The sequence below is a fragment of the Pseudomonas sp. PDM04 genome (assembly GCF_014851765.1).
In the GTDB taxonomy this organism is placed as follows: domain Bacteria; phylum Pseudomonadota; class Gammaproteobacteria; order Pseudomonadales; family Pseudomonadaceae; genus Aquipseudomonas.
This window is the reverse complement of record NZ_JACVAI010000006.1, coordinates 499,070-519,644: the sequence shown is the minus strand read 5'-3', so window position 1 is coordinate 519,644 and position 20,575 is coordinate 499,070. Positions and strand designations below refer to the sequence as shown.

16 protein-coding genes are annotated in these 20,575 nt (G+C 61.9%); 12 read left to right on the top strand and 4 right to left on the bottom strand.

Features of this window, described 5'->3' with window-relative positions; genetic code table 11:
- Window positions 1-41 precede the first annotated feature (41 nt).
- The 3 genes from IB249_RS24375 to IB249_RS24365 form a co-directional block, all read right to left on the bottom strand.
- A complete protein-coding gene (locus IB249_RS24375) occupies window positions 42-1,019 on the bottom strand; it encodes a FecR domain-containing protein (RefSeq protein WP_192308291.1) in 978 nt (325 codons plus the stop codon).
- Window positions 1,020-1,535 carry a sigma-70 family RNA polymerase sigma factor gene (locus IB249_RS24370; protein WP_192308290.1) on the bottom strand — a complete coding sequence of 172 codons (516 nt, stop codon included), beginning with the start codon at window positions 1,533-1,535 and terminating at the stop codon, window positions 1,020-1,022. It abuts the gene before it with no gap.
- 72 nt (window positions 1,536-1,607) lie between these two features.
- Entirely contained in the window at window positions 1,608-2,843 is a 1,236-nt protein-coding gene (locus IB249_RS24365) for an MFS transporter (protein ID WP_192308289.1), read from the bottom strand.
- Window positions 2,844-3,063: 220 nt separating this feature from the next.
- Here IB249_RS24365 and IB249_RS24360 point away from each other — a divergent pair, with 220 nt between their 5' ends.
- The 9 genes from IB249_RS24360 to IB249_RS24320 all read left to right on the top strand — a co-directional run bounded on the left by IB249_RS24360 (window position 3,064) and on the right by IB249_RS24320 (window position 13,901).
- Window positions 3,064-5,286: a TonB-dependent receptor gene (locus tag IB249_RS24360; protein ID WP_192308288.1), complete on the top strand. Its 2,223-nt coding sequence runs from the start codon at window positions 3,064-3,066 to the stop codon at window positions 5,284-5,286.
- Window positions 5,287-5,476: 190 nt separating this feature from the next.
- The gene (locus IB249_RS24355; protein WP_192308287.1) at window positions 5,477-6,370 is read left to right on the top strand and encodes an amidohydrolase family protein; all 894 of its coding nucleotides are present in this window, start codon (window positions 5,477-5,479) and stop codon (window positions 6,368-6,370) included.
- A 128-nt stretch (window positions 6,371-6,498) separates the two neighbouring features.
- Window positions 6,499-7,371 carry an alpha/beta hydrolase gene (locus IB249_RS24350; RefSeq protein WP_225607167.1) on the top strand — a complete coding sequence of 291 codons (873 nt, stop codon included), beginning with the start codon at window positions 6,499-6,501 and terminating at the stop codon, window positions 7,369-7,371.
- A 212-nt stretch (window positions 7,372-7,583) separates the two neighbouring features.
- Window positions 7,584-8,579 (top strand): GlxA family transcriptional regulator, encoded by a 996-nt coding sequence (locus tag IB249_RS24345; protein WP_192308285.1) that lies wholly within the window; start codon window positions 7,584-7,586, stop codon window positions 8,577-8,579.
- A 345-nt stretch (window positions 8,580-8,924) separates the two neighbouring features.
- The gene (locus IB249_RS24340; protein ID WP_192308284.1) at window positions 8,925-9,614 is read left to right on the top strand and encodes an ABC transporter permease; all 690 of its coding nucleotides are present in this window, start codon (window positions 8,925-8,927) and stop codon (window positions 9,612-9,614) included.
- Complete coding sequence (locus tag IB249_RS24335; RefSeq protein WP_192308283.1) at window positions 9,611-10,609, top strand: ABC transporter ATP-binding protein; 999 nt, start codon at window positions 9,611-9,613, stop codon at window positions 10,607-10,609. Before IB249_RS24340 ends, IB249_RS24335 begins: the two co-directional genes overlap by 4 nt.
- 2 nt (window positions 10,610-10,611) lie before the next feature.
- Window positions 10,612-11,280 (top strand): ABC transporter permease, encoded by a 669-nt coding sequence (locus IB249_RS24330; protein WP_192308282.1) that lies wholly within the window; start codon window positions 10,612-10,614, stop codon window positions 11,278-11,280.
- A 100-nt stretch (window positions 11,281-11,380) separates the two neighbouring features.
- On the top strand, window positions 11,381-12,220 hold the full coding sequence (locus IB249_RS24325) for a glycine betaine ABC transporter substrate-binding protein (protein ID WP_225607166.1): 840 nt from the start codon (window positions 11,381-11,383) through the stop codon (window positions 12,218-12,220).
- A 136-nt stretch (window positions 12,221-12,356) separates the two neighbouring features.
- Window positions 12,357-13,901, top strand: a complete 1,545-nt coding sequence (locus IB249_RS24320; protein ID WP_192308280.1) for an amidase family protein — start codon at window positions 12,357-12,359, stop codon at window positions 13,899-13,901.
- Between the two features lie 9 nt (window positions 13,902-13,910).
- Here IB249_RS24320 and IB249_RS24315 read toward each other — a convergent pair whose 3' ends face one another.
- A complete protein-coding gene (locus IB249_RS24315; protein ID WP_192308279.1) occupies window positions 13,911-14,795 on the bottom strand; it encodes a LysR substrate-binding domain-containing protein in 885 nt (294 codons plus the stop codon).
- Between the two features lie 146 nt (window positions 14,796-14,941).
- On the opposite strand from IB249_RS24315, the gene IB249_RS24310 reads away from it, so the two are divergent.
- From IB249_RS24310 to IB249_RS24300, 3 genes are all read left to right on the top strand, one after another.
- A complete protein-coding gene (locus IB249_RS24310; RefSeq protein ID WP_192308278.1) occupies window positions 14,942-17,971 on the top strand; it encodes an FAD-binding and (Fe-S)-binding domain-containing protein in 3,030 nt (1,009 codons plus the stop codon).
- A gap of 87 nt (window positions 17,972-18,058) precedes the next feature.
- Window positions 18,059-18,973: a hypothetical protein gene (locus tag IB249_RS24305; RefSeq protein WP_192308277.1), complete on the top strand. Its 915-nt coding sequence runs from the start codon at window positions 18,059-18,061 to the stop codon at window positions 18,971-18,973.
- 208 nt (window positions 18,974-19,181) lie between these two features.
- Entirely contained in the window at window positions 19,182-20,342 is a 1,161-nt protein-coding gene (locus IB249_RS24300) for a DUF1624 domain-containing protein (RefSeq protein WP_192308276.1), read from the top strand.
- Window positions 20,343-20,575: the final 233 nt, after the last annotated feature.

Genomic DNA, 20,575 nt, shown 5'->3' with positions numbered 1-20,575 from the left:
ATCCGCAAAAGTATCAGCCTGCGGCACTTATTTTTTTTGGCTCAGGCAGGAGACAGGGTGACCCAGTAACCACTCAAGTGACCGGTGACCAGCACCGGGTAGGTTTGCACCAGCATGTTCAAGGTGCGCTGGGTATCGCTGATCGGAAAGGCGCCGGAAATGCGCAGCTCGGCAATGGCCGGGTCACACCGGACGAAGCCCCGGCGATAGCGCGTCAGTTCCGCGACGAAATCCGCCAGGCGCATTTTGTCGGCCATCAACATGCCCTGGGTCCAGGCGCCGGCATGGCGATTCGCCTGGGTCAGCGCACCCTGGGTCTGCGCGGTAAATTCGGTGCTTTGCCCGGCGTTGACGATCAGCGGCGTGGATTCGCGGTTATCGGCCAACACCACTTTCACGGCGCCTTCCAGCACGGCGAGGTGGGTGAACGGGTTCAGTTCGCGGACGATGAAACGTGTGCCCAGGGCCTGCATGTGGCCCTGACGGGTGCTGACCAGGAACGGCCGGGCCAGGGCGGAGGTGTCTGCGGCAGTCTGCACCAGTATCTCGCCTTCACGCAGGCGGATCAGTCGTTGCTGGCTGTCGAACAGCACATCGACGGCACTGTCGGTGTTCAGGGTGATGCGCGAGCCATCGGCCAGGGTCAGCTCTCGTCGCTCGCCGACGGCGGTACGGTAATCCGCCGTCCACTGCTGCGACTGCGTCAGTTTCCAGCTGCCCCAGCCTACCGGCATCACCGCGAGCAACAGCGCCAGTTTGCCCAGTGCCGCGCGGCGTTCCGGGCTGCTCGGCCGGTCAAGCGCCGACATCGCCAGGGAGGGCGGCAAGCCGCCCAGCTTGCTTTGCAGCAACTGCGCCCGAGCCCAGGCGCGATCACGCTCGGGGCTGCTGACCTTCCACAGCTCCCATTCGGCGCGTTCACTGTCGCTCAGGTCGTTTTCGCTCAGACGCATCAGCCATTCGGCGGCTTCTTCGAGCACTTCGGGGGACAGCGGTGGCTCTTTGCGCAGCGAGAGCATTCACTCCACCAGCATCAGGCATTGGACGAACGCCTGCTTCATGTAGCGCTTGACGGTAATCAGCGACACGTCCAGTTGATCGGCGATGTCCTGGTATTTGAGGCCGTTGAGCTGCGACAGCAGGAACGCCCGTTTGACCAGCGGTGGCAGGGCATCGAGCATCGCGTCGATTTCGTGCAGGGTTTCGAGCACCACGAAATGCGATTCCGGTGACGGGACCTCTTGCGCCGGCAGGTGGGTGAGGGCCTCCAGATAAGCGCGTTCGAGGGCCTTGCGCTGGTACCAGTTGACCAGGATGCCCTTGGCCACGCAGCTCAAATAGGCCCGTGGTTGCTCGATCACCGTGACCTGGGAGGCAAGGATGCGAGCGAACGTGTCTTGCGCCAGGTCTGCCGCATCCATGGCGTTGCCCAGTTTTCTTTTCAACATCGCGTACAGCCAGCCGTGATGACCGCTGTACAGGTCCTCAATCGCACGCAGGTGGTGATTTTGGTTCGCGGGAAGGGTTTCGCTCATGGCGGCAGGCTGGCTTGTAATTGAGAAGTATTCCCAATGCTAGATGAGTCGTCGGTGGGAAAGCAAGCGAGATCATTGCTGCGTTTTCACGCCCGCAGCCAATGGTCCGGGGCGCAACAGAACAAGGGCGACCCACGCGACCCCATACGCCAGGCAAACGTACAGGTAGGTGTACTGCAGGCCGTAAACCTGGCTGAGCAAGCCTCCTGTGCAGATGCCGGAGATCGAGGCAAACTGTGCTGTGCCCTGGGCGATACCCAGTACGTAGCCTTGTTGCGAGCCATCGACGGTCTTTGAGATCAGCGCCATCAGCACCGGTGTCGTCGCGCCCAGCAGCACGCCCCAGAGAAAGTAGACGACGATGAACACACCGGCATGATGGGTCACCCCGGCCAGGGCGGTCAGGGCAATGCAACCGATGACGACGTAGCGAATGCGCTGCAGTGATTGCTGCGGTGTGCGGTGTTCGAAATAGCGCGACCAGGTTGTCGCACAGAGGATGAAACCCAGTGCCAGCAGGCCATAACACAGTCCGACCACCGAGTTGCTGACATCAAAGATCGAGCTGACGTACAGCGGAAAAGCGGTCTGCGGCAGCATTCGCGCCAGCAGCAAAATGCCCATGACCAACAGCAGCGGCAGCAGCGCGGAGTGGCGCCAGGCCTGGGTACGTTGCGGCGTTGACGGGTCGGGATGGGCGGGCGCGGTTTTCTTCACCGGCGGTACGTCCGGCAAGTTCACGGCGGCAATCACCGTGCAGACGGCGCACAACGCCGAGGCGATGAGGTTGATCCAGAAGAAGGTCGCGTAATCGAGTATCAGGCCGCCAACGACGGCGCCCAGCAACGAGCCGACGTTGGTCGATATTTGCAGAATCGCAAACAGCCGTGCACGCCGGGTGGGTGCCTCGATGCTGACGCCGTAGGCCTGCGCCGGGGCGATGTACCCGGCAAAGACGCCTTGCAGGAATCGCAGCACCAGGATCACCCAGATGTCGCTCGCGAAGGCCAGGCCGAGCTGAGTCAGGGACAGGCCGGCGAGGGCGCGGATCATCATCAGCTTGTGGCCGTATCGATCACCGATGCGGCCCCAGAATGCACTGGTCAGCATGATGCCCAGCATCGGCCCGACGTACACGGCGATGCTGGCAAAGCTGAAAAACCCTGCCGAGTCCGTCAAGCCGCGCAGGTGCACCGGCCAGAAAGGCCCGCTCATTTCCATCGCGCCCATGGAGACCAACTGGATCGCGAACAGAAGATAAATCAGGACTCTGACGCTCGATCCCTGAATGGCGCCTGCGTTGGGCATGAGACAACCTCGGTAGTCGAATGGAAGCGGGGGGCGGAAAAAGATCACTGCATCGCCAAGCCAAACGGCGTGCATTTGACCCGGCTGCGCCGATTGCCGCAACCGCTGAATGATGGGCATGGGCAGGGCTCGGAAAAAATCCGGGGAGGGTGATACTTTTTTCGACGATGGCTGGCATTAGGAGTGATTCCCATTTCCCTCCTTCAAGGAACCTCTCGTCATGCCTGTTGCCAGTCGCCCCTGCGGTGAGCGCGCATTAACACTCGCCATCCGCACCGCCATGCTGAATGTTGTCCTGGTTGCCGGGGCCACCAGTGCCTGGGCTGTCACCCCCGAGCAATCGCAGAAGGCTGAAGATCATTCGGCCGGCACGTCGAACGACACGCCGAACCTGACCCTGGACACCACCAACATCAACGCCCGATACGCCGGGCCTACCGCGCTGCCGGCAGAGTTTGCCGGTGGCCAGGTGGCCCGTGGCGCGCGCCTGGGGATGCTCGGCAACAAGGATGTGATGGACACGCCGTTCAGTGTGACCAGCTACACCGCCAAGACCCTGGCCGACTTGCAGACGGTGACCGTGGCCGATGCCCTGCAACGCGATCCTTCGGTGCGTTCGACCGGGCAAACCGGCGGCATCGTCGACTCGTTTTTCATCCGGGGTTTTGCCATCGGTGAAGGAAACCTCGGCGAGCTGGCCTACGACGGTGTGTACGGTGTAGCGCCCAACTACCGGGCGTTCACCGAGTACACCGAGCGTGTGGAAGTCCTCAAGGGACCGGGTGCCCTGATGTACGGCCTCTCACCGAACAGCGGTGTGGGCGGCGTGATCAATATCGTGCCCAAGCGGCCACTGGCCGAAGACCTGACCCGCTTTACCGCCAGCTATGCCTCGGACTCCCAGGTCGGCGGCCATCTGGATATCAGCCGGCGGTTCGGCAGCGAGAACCAGTTTGGCGTGCGCTTCAACGGCAGTCTGCAGGGCGGCGATACCGCGGTGGACGATCAGAATCGCGCGGTGGATATCGGTGCCATCGCCCTGGATTATCAAGGGGAGCGCTTGCGCCTGAACCTCGATTTCATCAGCCAGAAAGAAAGCTTCGAGGGTGCGTCGCGGCCGTTCACCATCGCGCCGGGGGTCGAGGTGCCTTCCGCCGCCAATGGCCGGACCAACGTATCGCAGGACTGGGGCTGGTCGGACACCAGGGAGCAGTCGGCCTTGCTTGGCGGCGAGTATGACCTGAACGATGCACTGACCGTGTTCGCCCACGCCGGTGGCGGCAAGTCGGATGTGAAGCGGATGTCCGACCAGGTGCCGCGTATCCTCAATGACGCGGGTGACACCAGCAACATCCCGGGCTACTACAAATTCAATGTCGATCGCTCGACTGCCGACGTGGGCATTCGCGGGCTTTTCGCCACCGGCCCGGTGACTCACACCACAACGCTGATGGCGACCCGTTATCAGGATGAACTGTCCCGGGGCATCACCAACGGCACCGATATCCGCTCCAATATCTACCATCCGCTGGATGCGCCCAAGCAGTACCTCGCCGCGCCCCAGGTGCTGCGCATTTCCGAGTCGGAGTTGTCCGGCGTGGCACTGACCGACACCCTGGGCATGCTCGATGACCGTATCCAGCTGACCCTGGGCGTGCGTCGGCAAGACATTGAATCGCGTAACTACAATGCCGCAGGCGGGGTCAGCTCGCGCTATGACGACAGCGCCACGACCCCCTTGGTCGGCGTGGTGGTCAAACCCTGGGACGACGTTTCGCTGTACTACAACTATGTCGAGGGCCTGAGCAAAGGGGATATCGCGCCAGGCACGGCAGCCAACGCCGGCGAAACCTTCGCTCCTTATGAATCCAAGCAACACGAAATCGGCGTGAAGTACGAACACGGCACGTTCATGACCACCCTGGCCTTGTTCCAGATTGAAAAACCCAGTGGCGAGACAGGCGCCGGCAATGTGTTCTCGGTGCAGGCCGAGCAACGCAACCGCGGCGTCGAACTCAGCGTATTCGGCGAAGTGGCGCCCGGCACGCGCTTGATGGGGGGCGTGACCTTCCTCGATGGCGAGCTGACGGATTCGGCCACGGCAGCCAACCGTGGCAATAAACCGGTCGGCGTCCCCGACATCCAGGCCAACCTCTGGGCCGAGTGGGATACCCCGTGGCTCGAAGGCTTTACCCTCACCGGCGGGGCGATCTACACCGACAGCCAATACGTCAACCAGGCCAACACCCAGGAACTGGACGCCTGGACCCGCATCGATGCAGGCGTGCGCTACGCGACTAAAATCGAAGGTCGCCCGACGACATTGCGCGCCACCGTGCAAAACGTCTTCGACCGCGAGTACTGGTCGGGTGTCGCTTCGTATGGGGCGTTTTCCCAAGGGTACCCACGTACGCTGCAACTGTCGGCGACGGTGGATTTTTGAGGCCGCTGTGACGTCGGCCAACGATCAGGCAGGGTTCCCTGCCTGACCCGTTCAGCGACAACGTAAATTCCGCGCGCCATCACCCAAACGACGCACATGGCGAGATTTTGATACTAGACGTCGAGTCGGCGAGAGCCACCAGGCGCTGACGACGATTATTGTTTTCCCACAAAAGCGGGAAACAATCATCATGCTGCCTTCGACTGAAAGAATTGATAGCCACGTCCACTTTTACACTTCGGATGATCTTCATCGGGTGGCGGGTTTGCTGCCCTATGACTTACCTGCACCGCATCCACTGACGGCTTATCTGGATAAACTCATCGATGCCGGTATCGCTCCGACGGTCATTAACAATGTCCATCTGAGTATTCTGCCGGATTCTGAAAATGTGTTTGCTTCCTTTAACGAGCTCAAACAACTTCAGGTCGCCAATCCTCTGCGCTATGGCAACGTGAAGTTGGTGGGGACGATCAAGGCAGACCCTGTTTACGCCACCCGTGAACGGCTCTCGCACCCCCAGGTGGTCGGCGCCCGGATCGTCCTGCACGATGCCCAGCCGCAGACGGTGGGCGCTTCGGACTTCAGTGACAGCGCTTGGTCGGCATTTTATGCCCGCCTGCTGCCACACCAGCACGTGCACATCTACGCCAGGGAGGCCGAGACAAACCTGCGGGTTCTGCGGCAGGTTCCGGACGGTGTGCGGGTCATCATCGATCATCTGGGCAGTTGCCACGCCGAGCGTGGGCCTGCCGAACCGGCCTACGCTGCGCTGCTGGCAGAAGCGAAAAGGCGCGGCAACGTGTGGTTCAAGGGGCCGGGCTACCGCACCTCGGTGCAGCCGGCGCAAACCGCGTGTTTCGTCATGCAGATCGTTCATGCCGTCGGCGCCGGGAAGGTTCTTCTGGAAGCCACCGACGCACCCCATGTTGGAACCGATAACAACGGTGTGCCGTATTCCAGTCAATTCGATTTAAACAAGACTTTCAGTTTTGTTGATGCTGTTGCACGTCATGTTTCCAGTGAAACCCGAATCCCTGTTGGCCAACTTCTGCGCGCAGCGTCCGGCCAATGGGTAAGTTGATCTACGCCCACGCTTTAACTTCGAGATAACAAGCGATGACAAACATTACTACAAAAGAAATCGACTTTACCGTTAAGTATGAGGACGAGACCCTGCGTCTGAAAGGGACGGTATTTACCCCGGAGCACATGGATACTTCGCTGCCGCCAGTAGTCTTCAACTCCGGTTTCACCGGAGGGGTGTCGATGTACGGTCAACTGTTCGGCCGTGCCTTGGCGGCCCGGGGTTATCGCGTCATGACCTACGACGTGGCGGGCTTTTTCACCAACAAGCACATTCGCAACACGATCAAGTCTGGTGACCAGCTGATCACCAATGTCTCCCTGGAAGACCAGAAAGACGAAGTCCTGGGGGCCGTGCAATGGGCGCGCGAGCATTTTGGCGAGATGCCGGTGGTGGCGTCCTGGGCGATGGGGTCGGTGGCGAGTCTCGGTGCCGTGGCTGAGCTGGCGGCTGCCGGCGGTGAGCAGATCCGTTTCTGGGTGCCGATGAGCTACACCAACATCCGCAAGCTGCAAACCTTGCGTGCCGATCAGGCGGCCGCCGATAAGGCCATCCAGCAACTGGCCGACGACGCGCCTATTCCACCGTTCGACACCGGAACCGCAGCGACGCGCCTGGGTTACTATCCGCTCGATCCGGATACTCAGGCCTATGTCGACCAGCAATTGGGTGGCTACACCGAAGCGGGTGGGGCCGACCGCTGGCCGGGCTGCACCCACGTCACGGCAAAGTCCTACAAATCCTATGTGGCCTACGATCCCGAGCGGTCCATCGAAGGGGCCAAAGGTTTCCCGCCTGCGCTGATCATCCACGGCGCGGACAACACCCTGCACATGCCGGCGGAGTCCGAACGTCTGCACCGTCATTACCCGGGTGACGCAGGAGAGGGCGCCCTGATCATCGCCAACATGCAGCACGGCCAGCAGAATCAGGTCGACAGCCCGGTGTTTGCGTCGATCATCCAGAACATCGACGAGGCGATTCGCGCACGCAGCTGATATCCGCCATCGACAGCCTGCGGGATCTCGCAACGAGGTCTCGCAGGGCTTCCCTGCACACCCGATCCGTTCCCGAAACGGCTCGGGTTTGTTCGTTCGTCTGGCTCAATACAGACCCAGGCCCTAACATGGCGTGTCCACAGCCACTTCCCCGGGCTGGCTCGAGCCGAGCTCCCAGGCGGCAGGACCTTTCCCATGACAAGGATCTGGCGATGATTGGCCCCAGTGAACCCGCACCCTCAGTGAACAGCTACACCACCAAACGCATTGGCCTGCTCATTCTCCCTCAATTCTCGATGATGGCCCTCGCCGGTGCCAGCGAGCCATTGCGCGCGGCCAATCGGTTGTCCGGCAAGACGCTGTACGAATGGACCGTCCTCACCGAATCGGGCGGGCCTGTCAGCTCCAGCAGCGGGTTCGAGATCCAGACCCTGCCAATTGATGACGCCCCCGATTTTGATCGGGTGTTCGTGTTGGCAAGCCTGGACATCGAACACCAGAAACCGCCGAAGATGCTGCGCTTTCTGCAGCGCGCGGCGGCACGCGGGAAAACCGTCGGGGCGCTGAGCACCGGCACGTTTATCCTGGCCCGTGCCGGGTTGCTGGAAGGCAAGCGTTGCACGCTGCACTGGGAGTCCATCGGTCAATTCTCGGAAGAATTTCCCACGATCGAGGTGACCCGCGAGCTGTACGTCAACCATGAAAATCGCTGGACCTGTGCCGGCGGCACCGCCGCCATCGACCTGATGTTGGCGCAGATCGCCCTGGATTTCGGTAACCCGCTGGCCGCGAGCATTGCCGAACAGTTCCTCCATGCGCGGATCAGGGCGCCGGAAGAACACCAGCGGATGTCGATCCAGTGGCGATTCGGTATTCACGACAAGCGCCTCACGGCGGCCATTGCCTTCATGGAGAACAACCTGGAGAACATTGTCGGCATCGAAGAAATCGCCGACCGCTGCAACCTGTCCCATCGTCAACTCGAGCGCCTGTGGCACCAGCACTTCGGCATGACCCCGAAGCGGTTCTACCTGGAACTCAGGCTCAATGAAGCACGTCGCCTGTTGCGTGAAAGTACCCAGCCCATCGCGTCCATTGCCTACAGTTGCGGGTTCGTCTCGGCCTCTCACCTGGGCGCCGCCTACCGTCGGGTCTGGGGGTGCACGCCCGGAGAGGAGCGGCGGAAATTTGATGATGCGCACTCCTGAATCCCGTTCATGGACGCGTTGAACAATGAACGACCGTTCCTTGAAATCCCGATGAATCAGTCCTCGCCGGCAAACCACATAGCTAGCTAATGACTTGGCCGGCCAATGGCTGTGGGCCAGGCGCGGCTGCTGGGTGGGCGGCCTGACATTTTCCTTGGCGGTACACCTCCTTCAGATTGTTCCGAGCACTGACAGGCTTCGTGACGTCGATTTTTTGATAGAAATCGTCGCACTCGAAGCGCAGGCTCAGGGTGGGAGCGCGGTAATGTTTCCTACAGAAACGGCGCCCACTTCCAGATGCGCAGCCGACAAAAACAACAATGACGTACAGAAGGCCTCACAACCATGGAAACCTTGAGTTTCATTCTGGAAAACGGCGGGCTGATCAGCCTGCTACTCGGTCAGCACCTGCTCATCGTCGCGGTGGCGGTGGGCCTGGCGATCCTGACCGGCGTGCCTGTCGGGATCGCGATATCCCAGCACCCCAGGACTCGGCGTTGGGTGTTGGCCTTTGCCGCCGTCCTGATGACCATCCCGTCTGCGGCGCTGTTCGGTCTGATGATCCCGGCCCTGTCCCTGATTGGCTACGGGATCGGTGTAGTGCCTGCGGTCATTGCACTGTTTCTCTATTCGCAGCTGCCGATCATCCGCAACACCACGACGGCGATCTCCAACATCGATCCTGCGCTGCGCGAAGCAGCCATCGGCATGGGAATGTCGACCTGGCAGAGGCTGTGGCAGGTCGAGCTGCCCATTGCCGTCCCGCTGATCATGGCCGGCGTGCGGATGGCGACCGTGATCAACATCGGCATCGCCGCCATCGCGGCCTATATCGGTGCCGGTGGCCTGGGCAGCCTGATCATTCGCGGCATCGCCCAGTCCGATACCCGGCAACTGCTGGCCGGCGCCATCATCATCAGCATCATTGCAATCGCGGCCGATTATGCGCTGTACGCCCTGCAGCGCCTCCTGACCCCCAAAGGCCTGAACAAGAACAAAATGGCCACTGGCCAAATGAAGGAAGCGACGACGTGATCCAGATCGAAAACCTGAACAAACAATTTGGCTCAATCACCGCTGTGGAAGATGTCTCCTTCAACGTTGAAGAGGGACAGATCTGCGTACTGCTCGGGCCATCGGGCTGCGGCAAGACCACGACGCTGAAAATGATCAACCGCCTGATCGCACCCACGTCCGGCACCATCCGCATTGGCGGGCGCGATACGTCCGAACTGGACAGCGTGACACTCAAGCGTTCCATCGGCTATGTGATCCAGCAAGTCGGTTTGTTCCCGAACATGACCGTGGAAGAAAACATCTGCGTGGTCCCCAATTTGTTGGGCTGGGACAAAACCAAGAGCCGCAAGCGCGCTGCCGAGCTGCTGGAAGTCGTTGCGCTGGATCCGTCGCGGTTCCTCAAGCGTTACCCGTGCGAGCTCTCCGGAGGCCAGCAGCAGCGCGTCGGGGTTGCCCGCGCCCTGGCAGCGGACCCGCCCGTGATGCTGATGGATGAACCCTTTGGCGCCATCGACCCGATCAACCGCGACGTGATTCAGGATGAGTTCATGCGCATCCAGCGCCAGGTCGGCAAGACGGTGCTGTTTGTCAGCCACGACATCGACGAAGCGGTGAAGATGGCCGATTGCGTCGCGCTGTTTCACAACGGAAGAATCGAGCAGTTCGGCACCCCCGACGATCTGCTGGCCAGGCCCAACAGTGAGTTCGTGGCGAACTTCATGGGCAGCGACCGGATCATGAAGCGCCTGTACCTGCTGCGCGCCGCCGACATCGCCAGCAAGATCGCGCCACGGGAACAGATGCAGGTCGTGGGCGGCAACAGCGGCATCGCGACCCAGTCGCCGCTGATCGTCAAACCCGCCGATGACCTGCGCCAGGTGCTCTCGCAACTGCTCGGTCGCGGTCAGGACTGGGCGTTGTGCAATGACAGTGACGGGCGCTTTGTCGGGTATGTCCACCAGGCCGACATCCTGGCGCGGCTGGTTGAAAACATTACGCCGGTGGTGCATTGATCATGTCCGAGCTGATCAGCAGATTTTGGCAGGGGCTCCAGTATTACTGGGGCGATATCAGCTACCTGACGGTTCAGCACCTGCAGATCGTCGCCGTCAGCGGTGTGCTTGCGCTGGCCGTGGCACTGCCGTTGGGCGTGTGGATGAGCCGTCCCGCGAACCAGCGTTACGCCATGGCCAGCATGCAGTTTCTCAATGTCGGGCAGGCGATACCCAAGCTGGCGCTGCTGGCCCTGGCCATGAGCCTCATCGGCGTGGGCAGCGGCGCGGCCATCATCGGCTTGTTCGTCGCCACGCTGTTGCCGGTGGCCGTCAACACCTACGAAGGGTTGCGCTCGGTACCGGCGCATCTGATCGAAGCGGCGGAAGCCATGGGCATGACGCCCGCCGAAACGTTGTGGAAAGTTGAAATCCCCAATGCGATGAACGTCATATTCGCCGGCATCCGCACGGCGCTCGCCATCAACGTCGGGACTGCGCCGTTGGCGTTCCTGGTCGGTGGGGGAGGACTGGGCGAGTTGATCTTTACCGGCATCGACCTGAACGACTTCGGCATGATGCTGGCCGGAGCCGCCTCGACCGCCATTCTGGCCATCGCCGTGGACCTGGGTTGTGGCGTGATTCAAACGCTGGCGGTGTCGCGGGGCTTGCGGTTGGCCGGGCGCGATTGAGCGGCAAGACAATGTACATAAATCAATAATTACGAGGTGCATGATGACGGATCGAATCCTGGCCAGGCTGTTGTTTACGCTGAGTCTTGTTTTGGGGTTTATGGGCAGCGCTTCTGCCAACAGCACGATTGTGGTGGGCGGGAAAAAATTCACCGAGCAGCAACTGGTGGCTGAAATGACCTCCCAACTGTTGCGCGCCAATGGCTACAGTGTCGACAAGCGCGCGGACCTGGGTTCCTCCGTCCTGCGTGCAGCGCAGGAGAATGGTCAGGTCGATGTGTATTGGGAATACACCGGCACTTCGCTGGTGATCTACAACAAGGTGACCGACAAGCTCGATGCCGATGAAACCTACAAGCGGATCAGTACCCTTGATGCACAGAAGGGCATCACCTGGTTGAACCCTTCGAAAGCCAACAACACCTATGCTTTCGCGATGCGCAAGGATGAGGCTGAAAAAGAGGGCATTGCCTCGATCAGCGACCTGGCGAAAAACATCGGCGCCGGCAAAAGCTACAAGTTCGCATCCAACGCCGAGTTCTTTTCGCGCACCGACGGCTTGCGTCCTCTCCAGGAAATGTATCAGTTCGAGTTCGAGCGCAAGAATGTCGTACGAATGGACGGCGGCCTCACGTACCAGGCGCTCAGGGACGGTCAGGTGAATGTGGCCCTGGTGCTGTCGACCGATGGGCGGATTCCGGCCTTTGGATTCGTGGTGCTCAAGGACGACAAGGGCTTTTTCCCCAGCTACGCGCTGACGCCCGTCATTCGCACTGAAGTCTTCAAGGAGAACCCGAAGGTCGGCGAGTTGCTCAATGCTCTGTCTGCCAGGCTCGACGACGACACCATCGCCGGTCTCAACTCCCGCGTCGATGTCGGCCGCGAGTCGATCGAGAGCGTGTCCAGGGAATTCCTGCAGCAGAACAAGTTGATCCAGTGATTTGCCAGTGACGTTCCCGTCACTCAGGGCCAGCTGAATCCCGCTGGCCTTTTTTTCGATCCGTTCACAGCCCTGCGCCAACCCCGGGAGGCGTGGTCTCATTGCGTTCGCCTGTCGTTCTTCGGAGATATATCCCATGCAGTTGAATAAACAGTTTGTGGCTTGCTCGTTGCTGGTGTTGGCGGCCAGTGCCCATGCCGATAACGGCATCGATCGCATGACCCTGGCCGATATGCGCCAGGCACTGGACAAGGGCGACATCAGTTCCGAGCAATTGGTCAGGCACTATCTGGACAACATCCGGGCGAACAACCACCAGGGCCAGAACATCAATGCGCTGGTGACGGTCAATGAACAGGCCATCGAGCAGGCCCGCCAGTGGGATGCCCGGAGGCAGAAAACCCCCAATGCGCGATTCGCACCGCTGGCCGGCATTCCTTTCGTGGTCAAGGACAATTTCGATACCGCTGGCCTGGTCACTTCGGGAGGCTCCTACGTCCTGCGCTCGTCCGTGCCGAGCCAGGACGCATTCACGGTGAAGAAGCTGATCGACGGGCAGGCGATTCTGCTGGGCAAAGCCAACCTGTCGGAGCTGGCCGCGTCGTTCGGCTGGTTTGGCTACAGCTCGTTTGGCGGCCAGACGCTCAACCCGAAAAACACCCGGCGCGATGCTTCCGGCTCCAGCAGTGGCTCAGCCGCGTCCGTGGCGGCGGCGTTTGCGCCGTTTGCGCTGGGGTCGGACACCAGCGGTTCGATACGCGCTCCGGCGAGCGTCACCGGCACGGTCGGTTTCCGGCCGTCGCTGGGGCTGATCAGTCGCAGCGGCATCATTCCGCTGTCGCTGGCGTTCGATACCGGTGGCGTGATTACCAGCAGCGTTCTGGATCAGGCCATTGTGCTGGACGCGATCAAGGGCCCGGACAACCACGATGCCGCGACCCTGGACCTTGCGTCTGACACCATCAAATTCGAGCAAGCGCTGAAGGGGGCTTCGCTCAAGGGCAAGACCATCGGCGTGATCAGCAACTTCAAAGGCGCCAATCCCGAAGTGGATCAGGTGTTCCAGTCTGCGCAGGAAACCCTCGGCAAGCGCGGTGCCCGGGTGGTCGCCATCGAGTTGCCAAAGGCCTTTGAAACGCTCTGGAGCGATGTGCTCGGCCCGGTGGGGGAAAGCGAGTTCAAGCCGCAGTTCGAGCGCTACCTGGGCACCCTCGATGCGAGTCAGCCGCGCACGCTGGCGCAGTTTCTCGAGCGGGCCAGAAGCAACCAGGCCGAGAACGGCGCGCACGGCATGAACCCGGCACGCCTGGCCGGGCTGGAAGCGCTGGCGAAAACCGACAGCACCGATTCGCCGCAGTACATCTCGATCCTGTCGCGCAAGATCCCGCAGTTGCGTGCGCAGCTGACAGACATCATGCGCAGGAACAAGGTGGACAGCCTGTTCTTCGCGACCATCAATTGCCCGGCCTCGGTGGTGCATGGCGTGACCGATGACAGTTACGTCTGCCATGCCGGCGATACCTACGCCTCGTCTTACATTGCCTCGGCGACAGGGTTCCCCGAGATCACGGTTCCGGCCGGCACCATCAAGGGCAATCTGCCGGTCGGTGTGTCGTTCCTGGGCGGCTATGGCGAAGATGCCAAGGTTGTGAGCCTTGGCTACGCCTTCCTGGGCCGCTGACCCTGCGATTCAAATCTGCTCCAGCAGCCACGAACGAAACGCCACGAGCGAGGGCAGCATTTCGTTGCGTGGCGGGTAGGCCAGGTAGTAGCTGCGCTGGCTGGCGAACGGCAGGTCGAGGCTGATCAGCTCCGCGTTCGCCAGTTCGTCGGTCACCAGGATGCGTGGCACCAGGCCGATACCGATGCCGGCCCTGACCGCCTGGATCAGGTGTGAGGTGAGTTCGAAGCTTGGCCCCAGGCGCATCATGCGATGGGGCAGGCCGTGGTGGCTGAACCACTCGCCCCAGACGTTGGCGTTGTTCGCGACATTGAGCAAGGTCTGCCCGCCGATGCGCTCCGGGGTCCAGTTGTCCTGGGTTTCGGCCGCTTGCGGGGAAATGACCACCATCAGTTCTTCGGTGTGCAGGCGATGGCTGATCAAACCTGGCATGTCGGCCGAACCGACGACGATGGCGGCGTCGATGCCGCTGGATTCAAAGTCGACGGCGTCGATCCTGGAATGGATGTGCACCAGCACGCCCGGGTGATTCCTGTAGAAATCATGCAGACGCGGCAGCAACCATTTCGAACCGAACGTCGGCAAGGTGGCCAGGCGCAAGGTGCCGCTGCCGGATTGATACGCCATGGCCTGCAACGTGGCGCTGCGGATGCGTCCCAGCGCTTCGCTCATTTCCCGCTGGTAAAGACGCCCGACGTCGGTCAACTGCACCTGCCGGCCTTCGCGGCGGAACAAGGTCAGGCCCAATTGCTGCTCCAGCGCCTGGACCTGGCGGCTGACCGCACTCTGGGTCAGCGACAGTTCCATCGCGGCGCGGGTGTAGCTTTCATGCCGGGCGGCGGCCTCGAAGGCCAGCAGTAACGACATCGAAGGGGTGAGATGGCGGTAATTCATTCAAAAAAGTCATCGATAGCGGGGAATTTATCCGTTTGTCCTGCGCCGGAGCCTGCGGGATCATTGGCAAAACCAACGACCTGAGGCTGACCTATTAATGCTCAGGCGACAAGTATTTTGACAGTCCCGTGATGAGATCCGCCACGATGATCGCCCAACTGACGACCGTTACGCCCGCGCAGCACTACCCGGAATTTCTGCAGGCCCTGCAAGCCAGCGGCTTTCGCGGTCAAATCAGCGCCGACTACGCCACCCGCACCGTGCTGGCGACCGACAACTCGATCTACCAGCGCCTGCCGCAGGCGGCGGTGTTCCCGCTGGACGCGGACGACATCGTGCGTCTTGCGGCCCTGATGGCCGAACCGCGTTTTCAGCCGATCAAACTGACGCCACGGGGCGGCGGCACCGGGACCAACGGCCAGTCATTGACCGACGGCATCGTTGTCGACCTGTCGCGACACATGAACAAGGTGCTGGAAATCAACGTCGCCGAGCGCTGGGTCAGGGTGCAGGCGGGGGTGGTCAAGGACCAGCTCAACGCCGCGCTCAAGCCCCATGGGCTGTTCTTCGCCCCGGAGCTGTCGACGTCCAACCGCGCCACGGTGGGTGGCATGATCAACACCGACGCCAGCGGCCAGGGCAGCTGCACCTATGGCAAGACGCGTGACCACGTCCTCGAGTTGCACAGCGTGCTGCTCGGCGGGGAACAGTTGCACAGCCAGCCGCTGACCGAGGCCGAGCTTGCGGCGGCGTGCGCCCGGTCCGGTCGCATCGGCGAGGTGTACCGCACGGCGCGCCACATCCAGGAAACCCAGGCCGACCTGATCGAATCGGTGTTCCCCAAACTCAACCGCTGCCTCACCGGCTACGACCTGGCGCACCTGCGCGACGAGCAGGGCCGCTTCAACCTCAACAGTGTGCTGTGCGGCGCGGAAGGCTCGCTGGGCTACATCGTCGAAGCCAAGCTCAACGTATTGCCGATTCCCAAGTATTCGGTGTTGGTGAACGTGCGCTACAGCAGCTTCATGGATGCGCTGCGCGATGCCAACGCGTTGCTGGCGCACAAGCCGCTGTCCATTGAAACCGTGGACTCCAAGGTGTTGCTGCTGGCGATGAAGGACATCGTCTGGCACAGCGTCGCCGAGTATTTCCCGAGCGACGCCGAGCGCGCGACCCTGGGCATCAACCTGGTGGAGTTCAGCGGCGAAGACGTGGCGCAGGTGAATGCCGACGTGGCCGCATTCGTGGCGCACCTGCAAGCCGATACGACCATCGAGCGACTGGGCCACACCCTGGCCGAAGGCGCTGAAGCCGTGACCCGCGTCTACACCATGCGCAAGCGTTCGGTCGGGCTGCTGGGCAACGTCGAAGGCGAGGTTCGCCCGCAGCCGTTCGTGGAAGACACCGCGGTGCCGCCGGAAAAACTCGCCGACTACATTGCCGAGTTCCGCGCCTTGCTCGACAGCCATGGCCTGGCCTATGGCATGTTCGGTCACGTCGACGCCGGGGTGTTGCACGTGCGTCCGGCGCTGGACATGAAAGACCCGGCCCAGGCTGCACTGGTCAAGCCGATTTCCGATGCGGTGGCCGAGCTGACCCAGCGCTATGGCGGGCTGCTGTGGGGCGAGCACGGCAAGGGGCTGCGTTCGGAATACGTGCCGGCGTTTTTTGGTGAGCTGTACCCGGCCCTGCAAGCGCTCAAGGGCGCCTTCGATCCGCACAATCAGCTCAACCCCGGCAAGATCTGCACGCCGCCGGACGCTGCCCAGGGTTTGCTCAAAGTCAATGAAGTGACCTTGCGCGGCGATCTCGACCGGCAAATCGACGAGCGTGTCTGGCAAAGCTTCGGCAGCGCCGTGCACTGCAACGGCAATGGCGCCTGCTACAACTATGACCCCAACGACGCCATGTGCCCGTCGTGGAAAGCCACCCGAGAACGCCAGCATTCGCCCAAGGGCCGGGCGTCGTTGATTCGCGAGTGGTTGCGCCTGCAAGGCGCAGCCAACATTGACGTACTGGCGGCCGCACGGAGCAAGGTGTCGTGGCTGCGCGGCCTGCCCACCCGGCTGGCCAACAACCTGGCGCGTTCCCGTGGCCAGGCGGATTTTTCCCATGAAGTCTACGACGCCATGGCCGGCTGCCTAGCCTGTAAATCCTGTGCCGGGCAATGCCCGATCAAGGTCAACGTTCCGGAATTCCGTTCGCGCTTTCTCGAGCTTTACCACGGTCGCTACCAACGTCCGCTACGCGATTACCTGATCGGCTCGCTGGAATTCACCATCCCTTACATGGCTTACGCGCCCGGCCTGTACAACGCCGTGATGGGCTCGAAATGGATCAGCCGCTTGCTCGAGCGTCACGTCGGCATGGTCGACAGCCCGCTGCTTCATCGCTTCGACTTGCAGACCACGCTGACCCGTTGCAAGGTCGCAGTCGCCAGCGTACCGGCCCTGCGCGAGCTCACCGCCGCGCAACGTCAACGCAGCGTGGTACTGGTGCAGGATGCGTTCACCCGCTACTTCGAAACCCCGTTGCTGGCGAATTTCATCCAGCTTGCGCATCAACTGGGCTATCGGGTGTTCCTGGCGCCGTACAGTGCCAACGGCAAGCCGTTGCATGTTCAGGGGTTCCTCGGAGCCTTCGCCAAGGCGGCGATCCGCAACGGCAATCAGCTCAAGGCACTGGCCGATTGCGGCGTGCCGCTGGTGGGCCTGGACCCGGCGATGACCCTGGTCTACCGCCAGGAATACCAGAAAGTGCCGGGGCTTGAGGATTGCCCCAAGGTGTTGTTGCCCCAGGAATGGTTGCTGGACGCCTTGCCCGACAATCCCCGCCCGGTGAGCCAGACCTTCCGCTTGTTGGCCCATTGCACCGAGAAAACCAATGCCCCGGCCAGCACTTCGCAGTGGCAGGCGGTGTTCGCAAAACTGGGGCTCACACTGGTGGCGGAAGCGACCGGCTGCTGCGGCATGTCCGGCACTTACGGCCATGAGGCACGGAACCGGGACACTTCGCGAACCCTCTTCGAGCAGTCCTGGGCGAGCAAGCTGGACAAGCCCGGGGAGGCGCTGGCGACGGGTTATTCCTGCCGCAGCCAGGTCAAGCGCCAGGCGGACAGGCAATTGCGTCATCCGCTGGAGGCGTTGTTGGAGCATTGCGGGCGGGTAGGGGGCTGATCCGCATTTTTTTCTCCGGCCTGGTACTGTCGCCAGGGGCAGCAGGCTTCTAAAGTCGAGGGGTGTCTCTTCAGGGAAACCCCGCTCATGTACAGCCCATTCGCTGTTCCAGGCACCGCTCGGCCGTTCCACGACCGCATTTATGCCGGCGAGATCCTGCGCATCAGCGATTCGCCGTCCATGGCCGCGTTGGTCGGATACGCCCGGGAAATGCTGGAAGCCGCGCTGCATCCCTGGCTGCCGCAACACATTCATCGCCACTTGAGCCATGAACAGCAGACGGTGGTGTTCGCAAGGTGTCAGCAGCAGTTTGCTGATTCGCCTGAAATCCACAGGCTGTGGCGGGACGTCATCGAAAGCCTGGGGTTCGATCGACAGACACTGGCCTTCGACCGCTTGCACCTGCGTTTCCAGCCGCACCGCGAGCCTGATGCGCTCGGGCCGCGTGCGCGCACCACGGCGACCATCGCCTTCCACCGCGATACCTGGGGCTCGAACCTGTACGCGCAGACCAACTGGTGGGCGCCGATCTATCCGATCACGGCGGGGCGCACGTTTGCGCTGTACCCCGGGCTTTGGCAGCGGCCGCTGCACAATTCGAGCGCCGGTTTCGATATGCGCGCCATTCTCCAGCGCTCTCACCAGGACGGGCGCAACAGCGTGGACGCCGACGAGGCCATCCCGCATTTGTTGGAAGCGATTGCGGCACAGGAGGGGAATGCGGTGGAGATCGAACCGGGCAGCCTGATCGCCTTTTCCGGAGCCCATGCCCATGCCGGCGTCGGCAACAGCACCGGGCTGACCCGGCTCTCGTTCGAAACCCGTTCGGTGCTGATCGCCGATGTGCAGGCCGGCCTCGGCGCGCCGAACATCGACGGCCATGCCCCTTGGCAGACCCCGGGGTTGTTCCGCCGGATGAGCGACGGCAAACGCCTGAACGAAGTCCTGGGCTGTGGCTTCATCGAACCGTATCACCGGCCCTCAACCGTTGCCGATACCTGAGGGAGCGAGCCCGGATAACGCCAGACCAGTGGGAGCGAGCCTGCTCGCGATGGTCGCCAACGATGACGCTGGACATCTGACAGCCCGCGGTGCGCTTGTGTCATTCGCGAGCAAGCTCGCTCCTACAGGAAACAGGTGGGAAAAGGGTTGAGATGTTATAGGGTAACAATATAAGGTGCTCGCCCCTGTCCCGCCGTGCGAAATGCCCATGACCCTTGTACCACCCCGTCCCGCCGTTGACCGTCTCCTCAGCATCGATGCACTGAGGGGCCTGGTGATCCTGTTCATGTTGCTCGACCACGTGCGCGAGACCTTCTTCCTGCATCATCAGGTGGCCGATCCCATGAACATCGCCACCACCGAGCCTGCGCTGTTCTTCAGCCGCACCCTGGCGCATCTGTGCGCGCCGGTGTTCGTGCTGCTGACTGGGCTGTCGGCCTGGCTGTACGGCGAGAAATACGCCGGCAAGTCCGATGTCTGCGGTTTCCTGTTCAAGCGCGGGCTGTTCCTGGTGGTGCTGGAATTCACCCTGGTGAACTTCGCCTGGACCTTCCAGCTGCCTCCGACCGTCATTTACCTGCAGGTGATCTGGGCCATCGGCCTGAGCATGATCGCGCTGTCGGCACTGGTCTGGATGCCGCGTCCGATGCTGCTGCTCCTGAGCGTGGTGATCATCGCCGGGCACAACCTGCTGGACACGCTGCATTTTCCCGTCGAATCGGCGCTGCACGTGCCGTGGGCGGTCCTGCATGATCGCGGCTGGATCGAACTGTCCGAAGGCTTGCGGCTGCGCACTTCGTACCCGCTATTGCCGTGGATCGGGGTGATTGGCCTGGGCTACGCCATGGGGCCGTGGTTCGGGAAAATGGCCGATGCCGGCGTGCGCCAACGCGCCTTGCTGATGGGCGGTATCGTCGGATTGGCCGGGTTCCTGGCCCTGCGCTTTCTCAACGGCTACGGCGAAAAACCCTGGAGTGCGGGCGAGTCGTCCATGCAAACGCTGATGGGTTTTTTCAACATCACCAAGTACCCGCCATCGCTGCTGTTCCTGGCTCTGACCCTCAGCATCGGCTGCCTGCTGCTCCTGGGGTTCGAGCGGGCGCAGCAGCGTCGGTGGTTGCGTCCCCTGGCGGTATTCGGGTCGGCGCCGATGTTTTTCTACCTGCTGCACCTGTACGCGCTGAAGGTGCTGTACCTCATGGCGGTGGCTCTGTTCGGCCTGAACCAGGGCAACTGGTTTGGTTTCAGCTCGATCGGCGCGGTGTGGCTGGCCGCCGTGGTACTGGCCATCGCCCTGTATCGGCCGGTCAAGGCGTTCGCAGGCTTGAAAGCGCGTCGTCGGGACATTGCCTGGCTCAAATACCTGTGAACGTGCACTTTTATAAAGCCGCGTCGCCCGGTTTTGCACTATGCGAAGGCAAACGCGCCGGTGTTCTCGAGCGGATGCCTGAAGCCCGAATGCCCGTAGGACGGGGCGCTCAGGCACGGTTGGCGCGATCTGGCACAATCACTGCAATACACCTGGCAGGCCCACCACCAACGCAGTCGAGTGGGCAGCCCGCCCGGTCAACGACGATCGAATCGTGGGCAACATCGGTGGAT

Coding starts and splice junctions, on each gene's coding strand:
- IB249_RS24375 (WP_192308291.1), bottom strand. CDS start 1,019: ATGCTCTCGCTGCGCAAAGAGCCACCGCTGTCCCCCGAAGTGCTCGAA.
- IB249_RS24370 (WP_192308290.1), bottom strand. CDS start 1,535: ATGAGCGAAACCCTTCCCGCGAACCAAAATCACCACCTGCGTGCGATT.
- IB249_RS24365 (WP_192308289.1), bottom strand. CDS start 2,843: ATGCCCAACGCAGGCGCCATTCAGGGATCGAGCGTCAGAGTCCTGATT.
- IB249_RS24360 (WP_192308288.1), top strand. CDS start 3,064: ATGCCTGTTGCCAGTCGCCCCTGCGGTGAGCGCGCATTAACACTCGCC.
- IB249_RS24355 (WP_192308287.1), top strand. CDS start 5,477: ATGCTGCCTTCGACTGAAAGAATTGATAGCCACGTCCACTTTTACACT.
- IB249_RS24350 (WP_225607167.1), top strand. CDS start 6,499: ATGGATACTTCGCTGCCGCCAGTAGTCTTCAACTCCGGTTTCACCGGA.
- IB249_RS24345 (WP_192308285.1), top strand. CDS start 7,584: ATGATTGGCCCCAGTGAACCCGCACCCTCAGTGAACAGCTACACCACC.
- IB249_RS24340 (WP_192308284.1), top strand. CDS start 8,925: ATGGAAACCTTGAGTTTCATTCTGGAAAACGGCGGGCTGATCAGCCTG.
- IB249_RS24330 (WP_192308282.1), top strand. CDS start 10,612: ATGTCCGAGCTGATCAGCAGATTTTGGCAGGGGCTCCAGTATTACTGG.
- IB249_RS24325 (WP_225607166.1), top strand. CDS start 11,381: ATGGGCAGCGCTTCTGCCAACAGCACGATTGTGGTGGGCGGGAAAAAA.
- IB249_RS24320 (WP_192308280.1), top strand. CDS start 12,357: ATGCAGTTGAATAAACAGTTTGTGGCTTGCTCGTTGCTGGTGTTGGCG.
- IB249_RS24315 (WP_192308279.1), bottom strand. CDS start 14,795: ATGAATTACCGCCATCTCACCCCTTCGATGTCGTTACTGCTGGCCTTC.
- IB249_RS24310 (WP_192308278.1), top strand. CDS start 14,942: ATGATCGCCCAACTGACGACCGTTACGCCCGCGCAGCACTACCCGGAA.
- IB249_RS24305 (WP_192308277.1), top strand. CDS start 18,059: ATGTACAGCCCATTCGCTGTTCCAGGCACCGCTCGGCCGTTCCACGAC.
- IB249_RS24300 (WP_192308276.1), top strand. CDS start 19,182: ATGACCCTTGTACCACCCCGTCCCGCCGTTGACCGTCTCCTCAGCATC.